This is a genomic window from Streptomyces sp. NPDC048590 (assembly GCF_043199535.1).
GTDB lineage: Bacteria > Actinomycetota > Actinomycetes > Streptomycetales > Streptomycetaceae > Streptomyces.
In genome coordinates this window covers 169,165-186,360 of the sequence record NZ_JBICWC010000007.1, presented here as the reverse complement: position 1 = coordinate 186,360, position 17,196 = coordinate 169,165, and the positions used below count along the sequence as shown (strand labels likewise).

Annotated in this window: 20 protein-coding genes; 15 read left to right on the top strand and 5 right to left on the bottom strand. The window is 70.1% G+C overall.

What is annotated here, in order from left to right; genetic code table 11:
• Window positions 1-64 precede the first annotated feature (64 nt).
• The 3 genes from ACGFNN_RS21725 (at window position 65) to ACGFNN_RS21715 (ending at window position 2,917) form a co-directional block, all read left to right on the top strand.
• Window positions 65-1,423 (top strand): DUF3500 domain-containing protein, encoded by a 1,359-nt coding sequence (locus ACGFNN_RS21725; RefSeq protein ID WP_393558062.1) that lies wholly within the window; start codon window positions 65-67, stop codon window positions 1,421-1,423.
• A gap of 54 nt (window positions 1,424-1,477) precedes the next feature.
• Entirely contained in the window at window positions 1,478-2,098 is a 621-nt protein-coding gene (locus ACGFNN_RS21720; RefSeq protein ID WP_393558060.1) for a LysE family translocator, read from the top strand.
• 114 nt (window positions 2,099-2,212) lie between these two features.
• The gene (locus ACGFNN_RS21715; protein ID WP_393558058.1) at window positions 2,213-2,917 is read left to right on the top strand and encodes a GNAT family N-acetyltransferase; all 705 of its coding nucleotides are present in this window, start codon (window positions 2,213-2,215) and stop codon (window positions 2,915-2,917) included.
• 92 nt (window positions 2,918-3,009) lie between these two features.
• On the opposite strand, the gene ACGFNN_RS21710 is transcribed toward ACGFNN_RS21715, so the two are convergent.
• The 3 genes from ACGFNN_RS21710 to ACGFNN_RS21700 all read right to left on the bottom strand — a co-directional run bounded on the left by ACGFNN_RS21710 (window position 3,010) and on the right by ACGFNN_RS21700 (window position 4,549).
• On the bottom strand, window positions 3,010-3,312 hold the full coding sequence (locus ACGFNN_RS21710) for a sulfurtransferase TusA family protein (protein ID WP_393558056.1): 303 nt from the start codon (window positions 3,310-3,312) through the stop codon (window positions 3,010-3,012).
• A complete protein-coding gene (locus tag ACGFNN_RS21705; protein ID WP_393558054.1) occupies window positions 3,309-3,992 on the bottom strand; it encodes a carbonic anhydrase in 684 nt (227 codons plus the stop codon). The genes ACGFNN_RS21710 and ACGFNN_RS21705 overlap by 4 nt, the downstream gene beginning before the upstream one ends.
• 71 nt (window positions 3,993-4,063) lie before the next feature.
• Window positions 4,064-4,549, bottom strand: a complete 486-nt coding sequence (locus ACGFNN_RS21700) for an Lrp/AsnC family transcriptional regulator (RefSeq protein WP_393558052.1) — start codon at window positions 4,547-4,549, stop codon at window positions 4,064-4,066.
• A gap of 81 nt (window positions 4,550-4,630) precedes the next feature.
• Between ACGFNN_RS21700 and ACGFNN_RS21695 the strand changes: the two genes are divergently transcribed.
• From ACGFNN_RS21695 to ACGFNN_RS21655, 9 genes are all read left to right on the top strand, one after another.
• Window positions 4,631-5,878, top strand: coding sequence for a MalY/PatB family protein (locus ACGFNN_RS21695; protein ID WP_393558051.1), 1,248 nt, complete (start codon window positions 4,631-4,633; stop codon window positions 5,876-5,878).
• A gap of 55 nt (window positions 5,879-5,933) precedes the next feature.
• A complete protein-coding gene (locus tag ACGFNN_RS21690; RefSeq protein ID WP_393558049.1) occupies window positions 5,934-6,398 on the top strand; it encodes a RidA family protein in 465 nt (154 codons plus the stop codon).
• Between the two features lie 158 nt (window positions 6,399-6,556).
• A complete protein-coding gene (locus ACGFNN_RS21685) occupies window positions 6,557-7,990 on the top strand; it encodes an amino acid permease (RefSeq protein WP_393558047.1) in 1,434 nt (477 codons plus the stop codon).
• A gap of 166 nt (window positions 7,991-8,156) precedes the next feature.
• Window positions 8,157-8,690, top strand: coding sequence for a DinB family protein (locus ACGFNN_RS21680; protein WP_393558045.1), 534 nt, complete (start codon window positions 8,157-8,159; stop codon window positions 8,688-8,690).
• Window position 8,691: 1 nt separating this feature from the next.
• Complete coding sequence (locus ACGFNN_RS21675) at window positions 8,692-9,207, top strand: hypothetical protein (RefSeq protein WP_393558043.1); 516 nt, start codon at window positions 8,692-8,694, stop codon at window positions 9,205-9,207.
• Between the two features lie 122 nt (window positions 9,208-9,329).
• The gene (locus ACGFNN_RS21670) at window positions 9,330-10,073 is read left to right on the top strand and encodes a DsbA family protein (RefSeq protein WP_393558041.1); all 744 of its coding nucleotides are present in this window, start codon (window positions 9,330-9,332) and stop codon (window positions 10,071-10,073) included.
• Window positions 10,070-11,005 carry a cytochrome c biogenesis CcdA family protein gene (locus tag ACGFNN_RS21665; protein ID WP_393558039.1) on the top strand — a complete coding sequence of 312 codons (936 nt, stop codon included), beginning with the start codon at window positions 10,070-10,072 and terminating at the stop codon, window positions 11,003-11,005. The genes ACGFNN_RS21670 and ACGFNN_RS21665 overlap by 4 nt, the downstream gene beginning before the upstream one ends.
• Entirely contained in the window at window positions 11,002-12,360 is a 1,359-nt protein-coding gene (locus ACGFNN_RS21660; RefSeq protein WP_393558037.1) for an MFS transporter, read from the top strand. The genes ACGFNN_RS21665 and ACGFNN_RS21660 overlap by 4 nt, the downstream gene beginning before the upstream one ends.
• 78 nt (window positions 12,361-12,438) lie before the next feature.
• Complete coding sequence (locus ACGFNN_RS21655) at window positions 12,439-12,735, top strand: hypothetical protein (protein WP_393558035.1); 297 nt, start codon at window positions 12,439-12,441, stop codon at window positions 12,733-12,735.
• 172 nt (window positions 12,736-12,907) lie between these two features.
• Here ACGFNN_RS21655 and ACGFNN_RS21650 read toward each other — a convergent pair whose 3' ends face one another.
• Window positions 12,908-13,990: a flavin monoamine oxidase family protein gene (locus ACGFNN_RS21650; RefSeq protein WP_393558033.1), complete on the bottom strand. Its 1,083-nt coding sequence runs from the start codon at window positions 13,988-13,990 to the stop codon at window positions 12,908-12,910.
• 78 nt (window positions 13,991-14,068) lie between these two features.
• A complete protein-coding gene (locus ACGFNN_RS21645) occupies window positions 14,069-15,097 on the bottom strand; it encodes an alcohol dehydrogenase catalytic domain-containing protein (RefSeq protein WP_393558032.1) in 1,029 nt (342 codons plus the stop codon).
• 126 nt (window positions 15,098-15,223) lie between these two features.
• Here ACGFNN_RS21645 and ACGFNN_RS21640 point away from each other — a divergent pair, with 126 nt between their 5' ends.
• The 3 genes from ACGFNN_RS21640 to ACGFNN_RS21630 all read left to right on the top strand — a co-directional run bounded on the left by ACGFNN_RS21640 (window position 15,224) and on the right by ACGFNN_RS21630 (window position 17,092).
• Window positions 15,224-16,117, top strand: a complete 894-nt coding sequence (locus ACGFNN_RS21640) for a LysR family transcriptional regulator (RefSeq protein ID WP_393558030.1) — start codon at window positions 15,224-15,226, stop codon at window positions 16,115-16,117.
• Window positions 16,118-16,238: 121 nt separating this feature from the next.
• Window positions 16,239-16,520 (top strand): hypothetical protein, encoded by a 282-nt coding sequence (locus tag ACGFNN_RS21635; protein ID WP_393558028.1) that lies wholly within the window; start codon window positions 16,239-16,241, stop codon window positions 16,518-16,520.
• Window positions 16,521-16,561: 41 nt separating this feature from the next.
• Window positions 16,562-17,092 carry a carboxymuconolactone decarboxylase family protein gene (locus ACGFNN_RS21630; RefSeq protein WP_393558026.1) on the top strand — a complete coding sequence of 177 codons (531 nt, stop codon included), beginning with the start codon at window positions 16,562-16,564 and terminating at the stop codon, window positions 17,090-17,092.
• Window positions 17,093-17,196: the final 104 nt, after the last annotated feature.

The window sequence follows — 17,196 nt, the reverse complement described above, 5'->3', positions numbered from 1 at the left end:
TCTCATGGCTCGTTCACAGGCGGGTCTCACCTGAGAACAAGGATCATGGAGAAGTGTCAGGTGCATGAACGCACACCGCCCTCGTACCCCCGCCGTCGAGCGCACCCGCCGCTGGTTCATGAACCGTTCGCTGCTGCTCGGCGGTGCCGCCGCCGTCGCGACCATGACCGGCTGCTCCGCCGGCTCGTCCGACGCGACGGACTCCGCGTCCGGCGGCGCCCAGAGCGGAATGCCGTCCGGCAGGCCCGGCGGCGCCGGAGGCATGGGTCCCGGTGCCACCGAGGTGAAGTACGCCGACTTCAAGGGCGTCACCACCGACGGAAACGTCGTCGAAGACCTCTTCTCGATCCATTCCACCGGCGTCTCGACGGACGCTGTGGTGAAGGCCGCTCAGGCGTTCCTGGACGGGCTCAGTATCAAGGTGCGCCGGGCCTGCGTGTTCGACGTGGACGACGACGAGTGGCTGGCCTGGAGCAACGTCGACGGCTACGAACGCGAGGGCGCCCGCATGGGCGATCTCACCGACAAGCAGCGCAACCTCGGCTATGCCCTGCTCGGCAAGGCCCTGTCGGCCGACGGACTGACCCAGACCCGCAACATCATGAAGCTCAACGCCTTCCTCGGCGACTACAACGGCGGCGGCAAGGAGACCCTGACCGAGGGGCACTACTACTTCACCTTCATGGGGACCCCCTCCACGACCAAGCCCTGGGGCTTCCAGTACGAGGGCCACCACGTCGCCATCAACTACTTCGTCCTCGGCGACCAGGTCGTCATGTCCCCGACCTTCATGGGCTCCGAGCCGACCTCGGCCACCTACCAGGGCGAGAAGATCACCCTCTTCAAGCCGGAGACCAAGGCCGGACTGGCGCTGCTGCGGTCCCTGACCGCGGCACAGCGCAAGAAGGTGATCTCCGCCGACGAGAAGGGCGGCACCGACATGGTGGCCGGTGCCGGCCAGGACAACCTGAAGCTGGCCTACCAGGGCCTCGCCGCCAAGGACTTCACCTCCGCCCAGCGCCAGAAACTGCTCGACCTGGTCGGCGTCTACGTCGGCTACATGGACGACGGCCACGCCGCGGTGAAGATGAAGGAGGTGGAGGAGCACCTCGACGACACGTACTTCTACTGGATCGGCGAGACCAAGGACTCCTCCGCCTTCTACTACCGGGTACACAGCCCGGTCGTCCTCATCGAGTACGACGCCCAGTCCCCGCTGGCCTACGGCGAGAACGCCCAGATGGGCGGTGGTGGCGTCGCCCCCAGCGGTCAGCCCTCCGGGATGCCGAGCGGCGGACCCGGCGGTGGCGGCATGGGCGGCGGAACGCCCACCCAGCAGCACATCCACACCATCATCCGCACGCCCAACGGCGGCGACTACGGCATTGACCTGCTCAAACTGCACCTGGAGACCGACCACTGAGGCCCGACGGCACCGGTCGTCCACTCCGTCCGCGACGGATGTGACACTGGGGAAGTGCTCATACAGTTCTTGACCGCGGTCGGTGTCCTGGCCGTGCTGACCGTGGTGCCCGGGCCGGACATGGCCGTGGTGACCAGGCGAGCCGTCGCCTCCGGCTGGCAGGACGGACTGCGGACCGTGGGCGGCATCACGGCAGGGCTGCTGGTCTGGGGGGTGCTCGCGGTGGCCGGCCTCGCCGCTGTCCTGGCCGCGTCCGCCACCGCATACACCGTGGTCAAACTGGCCGGCGCCGCCTATCTGGTCGTCCTCGGCGTCCAGGCGCTGCTCCACAGTCGCCACGGCCGCTCACAGGCACCGGCGACGGCCCTCACCCCGCCTCGCGGCAACCCCTGGCGGACCGGCCTGGTCAGCAACGTCTTCAATCCCAAGATCGCCGTTTTCTACACAGGTCTGCTGCCGACGCTCGCCCCGACCGGGTTGTCCGCCCACAGCGGCATGGCTCTGCTGGTCCTCGTACACGCGATGCTCACCGCGGCCTGGCTCGGCGGATACGTCCTGCTGCTGTCCAAAGCTCGTTCCTTCTTCGAGAAGCCGGCCGTGCGCCGGGGCATGGACCGTGTCACCGGGACCGTGCTGATCGGATTCGGGCTGAAGGTGGCTACCACCCAGCCCTGAGTTCCCGAGCACACCGAGCGGTGCGGTCCCCGTCGAGCCAATGAGCCCGGAGTGCCGACTGGCACGGTCCTGGCCGCCGCCCGACCGCGCCGTCACCAGGAAAGGAACTGCAGGATGACAAGCGACGACGACCCGGTTCTCGACGACCCGGTGGGCCGGTCGCTCGGCGGTCGGCATGCGCGTCTGGCCCGCCGCCTCGGCCGGGCCGCCACCTACCTCACGGACGTGGCAACCTTCGCCTCCGTGTCCACACAGCCGGACGCGGCTGACTGGGCCGATCTCGCAGAGCTGCTGGGCCCGGGTGCCTTCGCCGACATGTTCAGCTGTCCGGCTGCTCCACCGCCGAGTTGGGAGCCGGTCTTCAGCCTGGAGGGTCGTCAGATGATCTGGTCCGGCGTCGGCCACCCGGACGGCCCCGGTGTCCGGTTCGGCGCCGACCTGGTCGAACTGGGCCCGGACACCGTCCCCGACATGCTCGGCCTCGTCGCACGGACCGAACCGGGACCCTTCTGGCAGCGCACCCACGAACTCGGCACCTACCTCGGGATTCGCGTCGACGGCACCCTGGTGGCGATGGCCGGGGAGCGCCTGCGCCCGCCGGGATGGACCGAGATCAGCGCCGTCTGTACCGCCCCCGAAGCACGGGGGCGGGGCTACGCCGGCCATCTGGTCAGCGCGCTCGCCGCCCGCATCGTGGCGCGAGGCGACCGGCCCTTCCTCCATGTGGCGGAGACGAACACCGGCGCCATCGCGCTCTACGAGCGACTCGGTTTCAAGACCCGCCGTCGGGTGACCTTCCGGGGCTTCCGCACCCCCTGACCGCCTCCACTCGCGCTCTGCCCGCAGGCATATCGGGCTCCCGTCTGTGGAACGGGCCGTGGAATGGAAGGCGGGAACCGCCGCCGAGGGTCTTACCGCTCCTGCTCCAGCGCATGCCACGGGGCGTCCGGGCGGGTGGTGCGGGCACCGTCGGTGAGTTCCAGGGCGAACACAGGTCGCTCGCCCGGAACGGGGCCGAGGTAGGTGTGGCCGGTCATGTGGCACCAGGCGGGCAGGTCGAGCGGCGCCGCGGGGTCGGTGGCGATGACGTGGACGACGGTGCCCGCCGGCGCTCCGTCGATCTCCTTGCGCAGACGGAGCAGGAGTGTGACGCAGAGCAAGCCGGTGCCGTCGACGGTCAGGGCGGGCTCGGAGGCAGGGGACGGGCGGGTCATCGGCTCTTCGGCGCAGGTGCGGTCGCAGATGCCGTGCCCGGGGCCGGCAGAGGGCCGATGCCCCGGGAGGTCACCGTGCGGACGGTGCCCTCGGCCAGGCGGTAGGTCAGGCCGACGACCGCAGCGTGTCCGGACGCGACCTGGTCGGCCAGTTCTCGTGAGCGGTCCATGATGAGGTCGACCGTGTGGTGGACGTGCGTGGCGATGAAACCTTCGTCTTCGCTCACGCCCGCCGCCTGCGCGGCCAGGACACTCGGGGTCACCCGCTCGATGACGTCCCGCAGGTGACCGCGCGCGGTCGTACCTTCCCTCACGGCGGCGCGGGTCGCCGCGACGGCCCCGCACGCGTCATGCCCGAGGACCACGACGAGCGGACAGCCCAGCACGCTCACCCCGTACTCGATGCTGCCGAGGACCTCGGATCCCACGATGTGCCCGGCGGTGCGCACGACGAACAGGTCTCCCAGCCCCTGGTCGAAAATGATCTCCGCAGCCAGCCGGGAGTCGGAGCATCCGAGCAGCACAGCGTGCGGGTGCTGAGCGGCGGCGGTGTCGGCGCGGCGGGCGGCATCCTGGTTGGGGTGCCGGGGGGTGCCCGCGGCGAAGCGTCGGTTTCCGCTGGTGAGCAGGGCGAAAGCTTCGCGCGGGGTGGCCGGGGCTACCGGGTTGGCGTCACTCATGCGCCGCAGGTTACGTCCGGACCCCCGGGTCGTAAGCAGCGGGGTGCGCGAAGCGGATTCGTCGATCACGCTCAGGCGCCGGCAGCGGGCGGCGTTCCCTGGCGTGAGGGCCGCTCGGGCAGGGGGCGTGGGTGGACCGCCTGCTTCATCACGATGGTCGAGTTGAGGCTGCGCACCCCCGGGAGGTGAATGAGCACCGACTCATAGAGGTGCTGATAGGACGGCAGGTCGGCCGTGACCACGCGGACCAGGTAGTCCGGCTCTCCGAACAGCCGCTGTGCTTCGACGATCTCGGGGATGTCGGCCAGCGCCGCGTCGAACTCCGTCACGGCGTCGGGGCGGCTGAGGGTGGCGAAGACCAGCACCTCGAACCCGAATCCCAGTGCCGCCGCGTCGACCACGGCGCGGTAGCCGCGGATGATCCCGGCCGCCTCCAGATCGCGGACCCGCCGCTGGCACCGGGAGACGCTGAGCCGGACCTTGTCGGCCAGATCGGTGAGCGTGATGCGACCCTCCGCCTGCAGGGCGGCAAGAATCTTGCGGTCAATGGCATCCATTCACGAAATCTTAGCCGCGCTGGCGCATCTGGAGGCAAAGTTCACGAACATTTTGCCCACAGTCGTAGCTAGCATCCAGCCATGGAAACCGACCCCGTCTGCCCCGACCAGACACAACAGGCCACCCCCACGGGAACCACCGGATCGGTCTTCGACACCGTCATCGACCGCAAGAGCAGCAACTCCATGAAGTGGGCCTACGCCCATCAGCTGCTGACCCCCGACGAGGCCGCGGCCGACCCGCTGCCGATGTGGGTCGCCGACACCGACTTCAAGGCCCCGCAGGCCGTACTCGACGCGCTGCACCAGGCAGTGGACCACGGCGTCTTCGGTTATCCCGGCGGCGCGACCGACAGCTACCTCCACGCCGTGACCGGCTGGCAGGCCAAGCGGTTCGGCTGGGAGGTGGAGCGGGACTGGGTGATGCAGACCGCCGGCATCATCACCACGCTCAAGACGGCGGTACAGGCGTTCTCCGCCCCGGGCGACTCGGTGCTGATCCAGCCGCCGGTCTACGCCCACTTCCACGACGACATCCTGCTCAACGGCCGCCACCTCGCGTTCGCACCGCTGGTGCGCACCGACGACGGCTACCGCTTCGACGCCCGGATATTCGAGGCCGCCATCCGGCCGGACACCAAGCTGTTCATCCTCAGCCACCCCCACAACCCCACCGGAAACGTGTGGACCGAGGACGAGCTGCGGACCATGGGCGAGATCTGCGCCCGCCACGGCGTCCTGGTCGTCTCCGACGAGATCCACCAGGACCTCGTCGTCAACCCGGACCGCAAGCACATCCCGTTCGCCTCGCTCGGCGAGGAGTTCGCCCGCAACAGCATCACCTGCACCGCCCCCAGCAAGACGTTCAACCTCCCGGGACTGCAGAGCGCCAACGTCTTCGTTCCCGACCCCGGGCTGCGCGCGGAGCTGGCCCGTCAGTACGACCGCAACATGTTCCCGCTGGTCAACGTTCTGGGCATGGTCGCCGCCGAGGCCGCCTATGCGCACGGTGAGCCCTGGCTGGAGGAGATGCTCACGTATCTGCGCGGCAACCACGCCCACTTCGCCGAGTCGGTCAACTCCGCCACCTCCAAGGTGCGCGTCCTGCCCGCCGACTCCCTGTACCTGGCGTGGATGGACTGCCGGGACCTCGGCATGGACGCCGCGTCCCTCGACAAGTTCATGCTCACCAAGGCACGGCTCTGGCTGGACAAGGGCCAGAAGTTCGGCATCGAGGGCCACGGATACATGCGGGTCAACCTGGGCTGTCCCCGCTCCACGGTCGACGAGGCCGTCGACCGGCTGCTCACCGCGATCAAGGGCCTCTGAGCCGCCCGGCCTCGCCCTGGCGGCAAGCACACACTCTCCGGAAGACAGGACACCCATGACATCTGCCATCGAGAAGCACCTGACCGAACTCGGCGTGCCCCTGCCCGAGCCGGCCCGGTCCGTCGCCAACTACCTGCCGTACACGCGGTCCGGGCACCTGCTGCGGACCTCCGGGCAGCTTCCGCTGCGCGACGGCGCCCTGGTCGCCACCGGACTGCTCGGCCAGAACCTGGACGTCCCCACCGGTCAGCTCGCGGCCCGCTGGTGCGCGGCGAACGTCCTGGCCCAGGCCAAGTCGGCACTCGGTGACCTCTCGCGGATCCAGCAGCTGCTGAAGATCACCGTGTTCGTCGCGGGCGTACCGGAGTTCAACGAACACCACCTGGTCGCCAACGGTGCCTCCGACCTGTTCGTCGAGGTGCTGGGCGAGGCGGGGGAGCACGCCCGCTCGGCGGTCGGCGTGGCCGCGCTGCCCATGCGTGCCCCGGTCGAGATCGAGGCGGTCATCGCCTGCGCGTGACACCGCGCCTGTGACCGGGAGCCGTCTTCCGGCCTGAAGCACAACCAGGCGCCCGTGGCCGGCCACGGGCGTGCGCCGCAGCACCCTCTTGCTGCGGCGTTCGTGTATCTGCACGTCCCTCCGCCAGAGCACCACCCTCTCCGTCAGGGAGCAGTGACATGCCCGCCAGCACCGCGAAAACCCATGAGAAAGAAGATCTCAAAAGGGATCTGAAGAGCCGGCACATCCAGATGATCGCCATCGGCGGTGCGATCGGGACCGGCCTGTTCTACGGCTCGGGATCGGCCGTCGCCACCGCAGGACCGGCCATCATCGTGACCTACGTCGTCGCCTCCGTCGCGATCTACTTCGTGATGCGGGCGCTGGGCGAGATGTCGGTGGAGGAGCCGGTCTCCGGCGCCTACATCTCCTACGCCAACCGCTACATCCACCGCTTCGCCGGTTTCCTCAACGGCTGGAACGCCTTCATCTTCCTCCTCGCCACCACCGCGGCCGAGCTGAACGCCCTCGGACACTACGTCCAGTACTGGTTCCCCTCGGTGCCGATCTGGGCGACGGCGGCGGTGGCGGTCACCGTCCTGTTCGTCGTCAACGTCGTCGGGGTGAAGTTCTACGGCGAGGCGGAGTTCTGGTTCGCCCTCATCAAAGTGGTGGCGATCATCGCGATGATCCTCTTCGGCTTCGCCATGGTCCTCTTCGGCGCCGGCAACGGAGGCAACGCCATCGGTCTCGGCCATCTCCACGACCACGGCGGCTTCTTCCCCAAGGGCATCAATGCCGCGTTCCTCGCCATCGTCATGGTCGCCTTCTCCTTCGGCGGCGTGGAGAACCTCGGCATCGCGGCAGGCGAGACGAAGGATGTCGCGACCACGATGCCGAAGGCCGTCAACGCGACCTTCTGGCGGCTGATGATCTTCTACGTGGGTGCCATCACCGTCCTCGTCACCGTCTTCCCCTGGACCTCGCTGAACGGCTCGGGCAGCCCGTTCGTGACGGTCTTCGCCAGGATCGGCGTACCCGCCGCGGCGACGGTCATGAACGTCGTCGTCATCACCGCCGTGCTGTCGGCGGTGAACTCTGCCGTCTTCACCAACAGCCGCACCTTCTACAACCTGTCGTTGCAGGGCAACGCCCCGAGGTTCCTCGGCACCGTCAATCACAGGAACGTACCGTCCCGGGCGGTCACGGCCGTGTTCGTCACGATGGCCGCCGGTGTGCTGCTCAACCTGCTGATGCCCGACCAGGTCTTCACAATCTTCTCGTCCGTGACCGTCTTCGGCCTGATATGCGCCTGGGGATCGATCGTGATCAGCCACCTGAGGTTCCGCAAGGCCAAGGTCGCGAGCGGCGAGGAGGACGGCATCCGCTACAAGATGCCCCTGCACCCGTACAGCAAATACCTCGCCCTGGCCTTCATCGCGGCCGTCCTCGTCTGCATCGCCGTCCTCCCCGACACTCGCGTCTCGCTCCTCGTGTCGGGTGGCTGGGTCGTGGTCGTGTTCGCCGCCTACACCTTCTACACCAGGAAGAGCAGGCAGCGGCAGCCGTCCGGCGATCGGCCCCTGATCGCCGTGGGCCATACAGAGCAGTGATGAGCCCATTCGGCTTGCGCTCCTACCGGACCGCCGAACGGCTCCCTACATTGGCCACGGTAGGCCGTCGCCAGCAGCGCCGCGGTGCCGCGCGAGACCGGCCGCTGACACGGACACGTCCCAACTCCCGTCGTCCATCCCGCATCGGACACCCGGAAGAGGAGTCATGCACGAACTGCAAGCGCTGTTGCGTGAGTACGACCGTGCTCGCAGTTACACCGACGAGTTGTGGCGGGACCTGACTCCGGACGAGGTGATCTGGCGCCCGTACGAGGACTTCAGCGCCATCGGCTGGCACCTCGGCCACCAGGCCCACGTCGCCCACTTCATGATCCGCAACCTCACCGCGGCCGAACCCAGCCCCGACCCCGCTCTCGACGCCGTGATGGACTCCGCCAACCCGGAGCAGTTCCGCGGCGCCCTGCCCACCGTGCGGCGGCTGGGCGACTACCGGGAGACCGTCGCCGAACGGGTGCACGCCCGCATCGGCGACATCGCAGCCGGCAAGGTCGGCGCCCCCACGCAGATGACGATCGTCGCGACCCATCTGCTGACCGCGCTCATCAACCACGAGTACCAGCACGACCAGTGGATCGGCGAGGTCCGTGCCGAGCACCTCGGACACGCCCTGCCCACGGACCCGGACTCCGACCAGGTCCGCCGTATCGACGGCTATCTCGTTCTGGATCCCTGCCTGTGACGTGCGGATCGCGGCCGGCCCGGTGGTGACCGGCAACGAGGTGACACCGGTGCCCCGCCGGCCGGGCACGGCCGGCGCGGGTCCGACGCACGCCCGGGCCCGGCACGGGCTCACGGCCCTGCTGTCGCTTCTCCTTGTGATGAGCGCGTGGGCGTGCGGGGCACGTGCCCTCGCGAACGGCGAAGTCACCCTGGCATTGGGCCGGGCGCCCGTCACCGCCCCCGTGGAAGGGAGCGCTCAGGAGCCGTCGGCGGGGGAGGAAGCTCCCGGCACCGTCGACGCGGCACGGCCCGACTCCCCCCAGTGCGAGACACCCGGCGGCCCGGCGCCGTGCCGGAAGGTGCTCCCCGCCCAGCCAGACGTGAACCTCCCGGCGGCACCGGACAAGGTCGTCCCATCGGTCGCCCTGTCCGGTGCCGTGCCGCGCACCGCCTCGGCCGACGTGCGTCGCGATGCGGTGACGTCGGGGCTCTCCCCACCGACGGTGCGGACCGTCCCCGACCGGATGCGGATCTAGACCGCGCGCCCGTGCTCGCCCGCGCGCCGCGTGCCGTCCGGATCGTCACCCGGTCATGGCGCGCTCGGTACGAGCGCCGTTCGCCGTCCACCGTTCGCACCTCCAGCACAAGGTTGATCCCGATGCCGTCCTCTGCCTCCTCCGCGTCGCGCACCCGCCGACGGGGCCGTACGCTCGCCGCCGCCGCACTCGGGCTGGCCGCCGTCGTCACCGCGGTGCTCGCCCTCACTCTCGACGACAGCTCCTCCGACGAAACCTCACGCGACTCCGCCACGGCCGAGGCGGGTACACCCGACGCCCAGTCCGAGGCCCTGCTCGCACTCGCCCGCCGCGACGGCGACGATCCCCTGGCCGTGGGCAGGGCCGACGCCCCCGTCGTCATGATCGAGTACTCGGACTTCCAGTGCCCGTACTGCGGGAAGTTCGCCCGCGACACCGAACCGGAGCTGATCCGCTCCTACGTCGACAAGGGCGTGCTGCGCATCGAGTGGCGCAACTTCCCGATCTTCGGCGACGAGTCGGAGCAGGCCGCCCGCGCCGCCTGGGCGGCGGGCCGACAGGACAGGTTCTGGGAGTTCCACGACCAGGCGTACGGCGAGACGCACAAGAAGAACACCGGCGCCTTCTCCGCCGACAAGCTGACCTCCATGGCCAAGGCCGCCGGGGTGAAGGACCTCGACAAGTGGCGCAGGGACATGGACTCCGACACGGCGGACACGGCCGTCCGGCGTGACCAGGAAGAGGGCTACGCCCTCGGTGTGACCAGCACTCCCGCCTTCCTCATCAACGACGTCCCCGTCCTGGGCGCCCAGTCGGTCGACACCTTCAAGAAGACCGTGGAGGCCGCGGCCGAGGACGCCCGGTGAACGGCGACGCGAGCCTGCTGGCCGCCTTCCTCGGCGGACTGCTGGCCCTGCTCAGCCCGTGCAGCGCGCTGCTCCTGCCGGCCTTCTTCGCCTACTCCTTCACCAGCACCACCACACTGCTGCTGCGCACGGGGCTGTTCTACCTCGGCCTGTGCACCACCCTGGTGCCGCTGGGTGTCGCCGGATCGTTCGCCAGCCGCCTCTTCTACGGCCACCGCGATCTCCTGGTCACCATCGGCGGCTGGACCGTGATCGCGCTGGGAGTGGCGCAGATCGTGGGGCTCGGGTTCGGCGTCCGACGGCTCCAGCAGGCCGCCGGCGCGCGCCGTTCCGGATCGGCCCTCTCCGTCCTCACACTCGGCATGGTCTACGGCCTGGCCGGGTTCTGCGCCGGGCCCATCCTCGGCTCCATCCTCACCCTGGCGGCGCTCGGCGGCCGGCCCGCGCACGGGGGTCTGCTGCTCGCCGTCTACGCCCTGGGCATGGCCGTTCCCCTGTTCGCCCTGTCCCTGCTCTGGGACCGCTTCGACCTCGGGCACAAGCGCTGGCTGCGGGGCCGCACCCTCAGCCTGGGACGCTTCTCCTGGCACACCACCTCCCTCCTGAGCGGCACCCTGTTCGTGCTTCTGGGCGCGGTCTTCCTGCTGTTCGACGGCACCGCGGCCCTGCCTTCCCCGGTCAGCGTCGAGACGGAGGCGGGACTGGAGGAGCACCTGGCACGTCTGGGCCGCGCGGTACCGGACCGGGTGCTCCTGCTCGCCCTGGCCACCGTGGCCGCGATCGCCGCCGCCGTCCTGCTGGCACGCCGGAACCACCCTCGGCCGGAAGACCAATTCGGGACCCCGCCCCGCACGACCCCGGACCACGGCGGGACCACTCCGCCTCCGACCTCCACCCGCCCACTCGACCACCGAGGGAGAGCCGACACGTGAGCACGCCGGACGACATATCCACGAAGCCGGAGCAGGCATCCGCGGAACAGCCATCCGCGCAACCGTGGCAGGCGGACGCCCGGGTCGCCGCCGTGCAGAGGCGTACGGTCCGGGTCCTGTCCGCGGCCCAGATCGTCGGCGGGGTCGGCGTCGGTGTGGCGGTGTCCATCGGCGCTCTGCTGGCCGAATCGGTGGCCCACAGCGAGACGTACGCCGGACTGGCCCGTACGGCCATGACGGCCGGCGCCGCAGCGGTCGGTGTCCCCCTCGCCCTGGTCGCGCAGCGGGACGGGCGCAGGACCTCACTGAGCCTGGGATGGCTCGTGGCCGCCGTCGGCGGGGCACTGCTCGTGGGCGCGGCGGTGAGCCGGTCCATACCCCTGCTCATCGTGGGCATGCTGTTGTTCGGCGTCGGAAGCGCGACGAACCAGCAGAGTCGCTACGCGGCGGCCGACCTCGCCGCGCCCCACCGCCGCGCCCAGGCGCTGTCGATCGTGGTGTGGTCCACGACCATCGGCTCGGTGATCGGGCCCAACCTCGCCGACCCGGGCGCCGCCGTCGCGTCGGCCCTGAACCTCCCCCGGCTCGCCGGCGCGTTCGTCCTGGCGAGCGCTGGCATGGCACTGGCAGCCCTGCTCCTGTGGGGGCTCATGCGCCCCGACCCGCTGATGCTGTCCCTCCGGTACCAGGAGGCCGAGGAGCGGCAGGAGCGTGAAGCCGGCACGAGAGCCGCAGCAGCGGAGACCGACGTTGCGCAGAAGCCCCGAAGCACCGGGACGCTGCGCGCGGGTCTGCGCCACCTGCGCCACTCCCCGCGTGCGGCGTTCGCGTTCACGGCCGTCGTCCTGGCCCACACGGTGATGGCGGCGGTCATGACGATGACGCCGGTCAGCATGGCGCAGCACGGCTCCGGTCTCACCGTCGTCGGCATCACCGTGAGCGGCCATCTGCTGGGCATGTACGCGTTCTCCCCGGTCGTCGGCTGGCTGGCCGACCGGATCGGCCATCTCCCGACCGTGGTGGCGGGCCAGGCCGTCTTCCTGGTGTCCGCCGCGCTGTCGGGAATGGGCCACGGCTCCGTCGGCCTGATGATGGCGGGCCTGTTCCTCCTGGGGCTGGGCTGGTCGTTCAACCTGGTGGCCGGGTCGGCGATGCTCAGTGAAGCCACTCCCGCGCCCCTGCGGCCCGGGGTGCAGGGCACCACGGACACCGCGATGAACGTCGTCGCGGCCGTGGGCGCCGGCCTGGCCGGTCCCTTGATGAGCTGGATCGGTTTCGGCGGGCTGAACGCCGTCGCCGCTGTCCTGGTGCTGCCCGTGCTCGCGTTCTGGGCCCTCCTCGTCCGGGCACGCTGAAGAACCGGCGTACGGCCGCCCCGGTTACCTCGCGGCACCCGGTGTCTGGCCCGTCACGGACGCGGCACCCGCCGCCCCATGGCATCCATGCAGCGAAGCCGCTGCGCAAGCGGCTCCGGCCTGGGGACAGACGCGTCAGTCGCCATCCGTGCCGCAGCAGGCGTGAAGGCGGCAGCCGGTCTTCTGTTCGACTGCGGATCGGCGACGATCAGCAAGATCGACAGGAGCATCCGCTCAGGCACCGCGCACTCGATGTGGCGGCCGGGCGGTGCGGTCGAAGTACCCGCTCGACGCGATGAGCACCTCCCTCAGTACGCCCGGGACAAATTCTGCTGCGGCATCCCGCAGCTGATGATGGGCTTCACCGACGGCTGACAGGTCGCGGACGCGAGGGTTTGAGCCCTGGACGGGGGGCTCGGCGTCTCCGCGTCGGGCAAGCGCGAGAACCGTGCGGGCACCCCCATGCCGGGGCTGGCCCCGTGCGCGGCAGGACCGTAGTCAGCTGCATCGCAGAGACGGACTGCAGGCGCTGACAGCGCCGGCCGTTTCAGTCGGCGGTGATGCCCGAGCCGTACAGCGCCGAGGACAGGACGGCGTGCGCGGCGCGCTCCCCGGAGTGCAGGGCGCCCTCGACGTGCCCGGCGTATTCCGTGGCCGTCTCGGTCGAAGCCCAGTGCAGGTGGCCCTCGAACATTGGCCGCTGGTAGAGCGGGTGGCCGAAGAGAGAGTAGTCGGCGAGGGCATGCACGGACCGAGGAGCCGTCCAGGGCTCACGGCTCCAGTCGCAGACGTGCAGGGCCTCGGGTGACCCGGCGCCGGGTCCGAAGCACGCGGCGAGCTGGGCGACCACCGCCTCCTCGAAGCCCGGCCGGACTGCGCGGGCGTGGGCGAACCCGAAGAGAGCCGCCGGCCGGCCGTCGACGCCGGACATGTCGTGGATCTCCTGAAGCGGTCCGGACCTGCTGAAGGCCGCGCCGGCGAGACCATCCTCACGCCAGAAGGCGGAGGGGTAGAGGGCGACGACCTTGGCGACGGCACCCATCCACACCGGAGTGGAGCGCGCCAGCCGGACGACGTCGTCGGGAAGCGCGTTCCCGAAGTCGATGCGCTCCAGCGCCAGCGCGGGCGGCACGGCCAGGACGACCTGAGCGGCACGCAGCGTACGGTCTGGGGTGTGCACCTCCAGGCCGTCCTCTCCGGCGGGACGGATCGCCGTGACAGGTGTGTCCAGCAGTACGGCGTCCGCGGGCAGGCTCGCCGCCTGCGCCGAGGGCAGGTGCTGCGCCCCGGCCGCGAAACGGTAAGACGGGACGTCGATCATGTTGCCCTGCAGGCGGCGGGCCCCGGCCCCGTCCTGGAGGACGGCGTCGCCAAACAGGTGCTGGTCGAAGACGCCTGCGCCGGTGCGCGCGGCCAGCGCGGCGACGCGCTGCTCCCCCGGCCAGAACCAGGTGGCGCCCAGATCCAGGGCGCCGCCGTCGACGGGGGTACTCAGCATGCGGCCGCCGACCCGCTCCCGTGCCTCCAGGCACAGGACATGGCGTCCGGCCTGGTGGAGGGCGGTCGCGGCGGCGAGTCCGGCGGCGCCGGCGCCGATCACGATGACGTCAGGCTTGGCACTGCGGGACATGGGCGGATTCCCTCCAGGGTGACGGGCGCTGACGCGGCCCGATTTGCATGACGGAGCGTCGAAGACGTTCGGGTACGGTCACGACACCTGCGCGGGGTCCAGCACGATGCGGAACCGGGGGGCCCCGGACCGCAGGCGTGAGACGGCCTCACCGGCGTCCTTCAACGGCATCCGTTCGATCATGGGGCGGACCCCGTTGGTGACCGCGAAGGCCATCGCCTCCTCCGTGTCTCGGGCACTGCCCGTCAGGTGGCCGGCCACCCTCAGCCCCCGGCTCACCAGCAGGCCCACGGGAAGACTAAGAGTGCCCGCGTCCACCCCCACCAGGGTGAGCAGACCGTGCGCCCGCAGCCCGGTGACCAGTTCGTCCACTGCCTCGGTGGAGGAGGCGGTGCACACGATGTGGTCGGCGCCGCCGAGTTCCGCGAGGGCCGCTCCGGGGGACCGGCGCGTGCTGTCGACGTAGTGCCGGGCTCCCAGGGCACGGGCCAGTTCCTCGCGGCCCGCCCCCCGGGCGACGGCGACCGTCTCGTAGCCCAGCCGCGCCGCGAACTGCACGGCGAGGTGCCCGAGCCCACCGAGCCCGAAGACGGCCACCCGTCCACCGGCCCGGGTACCGGCGTTGCGTACGGCGTTGAAGGTGGTCACGCCCGCGCAGCCGAACACCGCGGCGTCGAACGGGTCGAGCCCGTCGGGAATCCGCGCCAGGGCGTCGGTCGGCACGGTGATGCTCTGTGCCCAGCCGCCCGGGTAGGACAGCCCCGGCACCTTCCGCTCCGGGCAGTGCACGACGTCACCGGCACGGCAGTAGGCACAGTGACCGCAGCTGCCGCCGAACCAGCCGACGGCCACCCGCTCCCCGACCTTCCAGCCGGTCACCCGGTCACCGACCTCGGCGATGACCCCGGCGACCTCGTGGCCGGGAGTCACCGGGGCGTCCGCGTGGGCCTTCGAGGCCCGGGCCGTACCGATGTCGGCGTGACACACCCCACTGGCCAGGACGGACACCCGCACCTGACGCCCCTCGGGCGGGACGGTGGCGGCAACGGACGGGACCAGCGGTCCGTCCGGCTCGGTCACGACCATGGTCACAGCGGCGTCCGGCACGATGCACTTCCTGAAGGGGCGAGGACGAGTGTTATATGGGTTGGTAATAGAGATGCCACCCGGCGCAAACCCTAGACACCCGTCGACCTCAGCAGTAGGCGACGAGAGCGAATGAGGCAATAGGCAATGGCTATGACAGAGCGGCTGAACCTGGAAGGGCTCCGGTACGCGCAGGCGGTCGCCGAAACACGCTCCTTCAGCGCGGCGGCACGGGCCTACGGTGTCACTCAGCCGGCCTTGTCCAACGGCATCGCCAAGCTCGAGGAACGGCTCGGGGAGCGCCTCTTCGACCGGTCACCACGCGGTGTGACCCAGACCGCGTTCGGGACCCGCATCCTGCCCCTCATCGAGCGGGCCGTGGCCGCGCTCGACGCCGTCGCCGCCGAGGCCAGACGGCTCACCGAACCGGGCGACCAGAAGGTCCGCATGGGCGTCTCGCCGCTCATCGGCCCCCACCTGGTGGCCCGCGCGTTCAGCGCCGTCCGGGAACTGCCGACACCCCGCGATCTGGTGCTGCGCGAGGCCAACATGCAGGACCTGCGGGGCGGTCTGCAGGCCGGCCAGCTCGACATCATCCTCATCCCGGCCGTCACCGCCATGCCACGCTACGAGCACCGGGTCATCGACGTCGAACCCGTGGTCGTGGTCGGCCCCACCGCCGAGGACGACGACTCGCTCGAACTCGCCGAAGCCGGAGGCGAGCAGTTCATCCTCGTCCCCGACGCGTGCGGACTGACCACGTTCACCACCCAGCTCTTCCAGGCGAACGAAGTGCCGCTGCGCACGTACCCCGGGGAAGCGGCCAGCTACCGCGTACTGGAGGAATGGGCCGGCCTCGGCCTCGGCTCGGCCATGCTCCCCCAGTCCAGGCTCACCTCCCCGACCGTCCCCCACCGCCCCCTGCTGAACGACGGCCGCGAGGTACAGATCTCCTTCGAGGCCGTGTGGAACCCGGAATCCGCACTCCGCTCGGACCTGTCGCTCCTCGCCCAAGCACTCGTCGCATCCCGCCAGCCATAGCCAACGCTTATCTCCAGATTCAACGACCGCCCCTACCAGATCTTCCGACATGCTCTTAAGTTCAAGATGTGCTGCGGTAACCCCGTAGCGCATCCGACGAGCACGGAGGGAAGCCATAGCCATGGCCTATCTTGAGATCACCCTGCACGTGGACCCGGCCAACCGTCCCGCGGCGGCGAGCGTCTACGAGAAATACAAGCAGCCGTTCCTCGACTCCATCGCCGGCGCCACCAGCAAGGAACTTCTGATCCGGGAAGAGGACGTGCAGGTCCTCCACGGCTTTCAGTCCGTGTCGGACGCCAACGCCTACCTGGACAGCCCGCTGTTCACGAAGGACGTCGTCGGCGAACTCGCGCCGCTCCTGCAGGCGGACCCCGACGTCCGTGTCTACGACACCGTCTGACATCCCCCACACGGCGAAGTCGACAGCGAAGGAGCACGAAAATGAGCGATGTACGCGTCACCCCGTGGCAGGAGGGCGACGTCCCCGCTCCCCCGCCCGAACTACTCGCGGGCATGCGGGGCCGCCGCCCGGGCGGCGAGTTGATCGGAATCGACCGGGTCCTGCTGAAGAGCTTTCCGCTCGCCACAGGATGGAACGGGCTGCTGGGCCGGGTCCGTGCCGAGTTCGACCTCTCACTGGAGTACCGCGAACTGGTCATGCTGCGGGTGGCCGTGCTGAACAAGGCCGACTTCGAATGGGGCGTGCACTACCCGGCGTACCTGCAGGCAGGTGGCACCGACGACAAGTGCGAAGCTCTGAAAGAGCCGAACGCGGCCGTCAGCGCTCTCTTCAACAAGGAAGAGCGCGCCCTCCTCACGCTCACCGACCAGTCGACCAAGCAGGTCGAGGTGGACGCCGAGGTCATCGAAGAGCTGAAGCGCCTGTTCGGTGAACAGCAGACCGTGGAAGCGGTCGCCACGGTCGCGGCCTACAACATGGTCTCCCGTTTCCTCGTGGCACTGGCGGTCTGAAGCACCACGTGGGTCGACGGCCCCGGCGGCCGCCGACGGGAGCGGACGCCGTCAGGGCGGCTCCTCGCCGAGCCCGGCGGCTTCGTCACCGTGGGGCGGCGAGA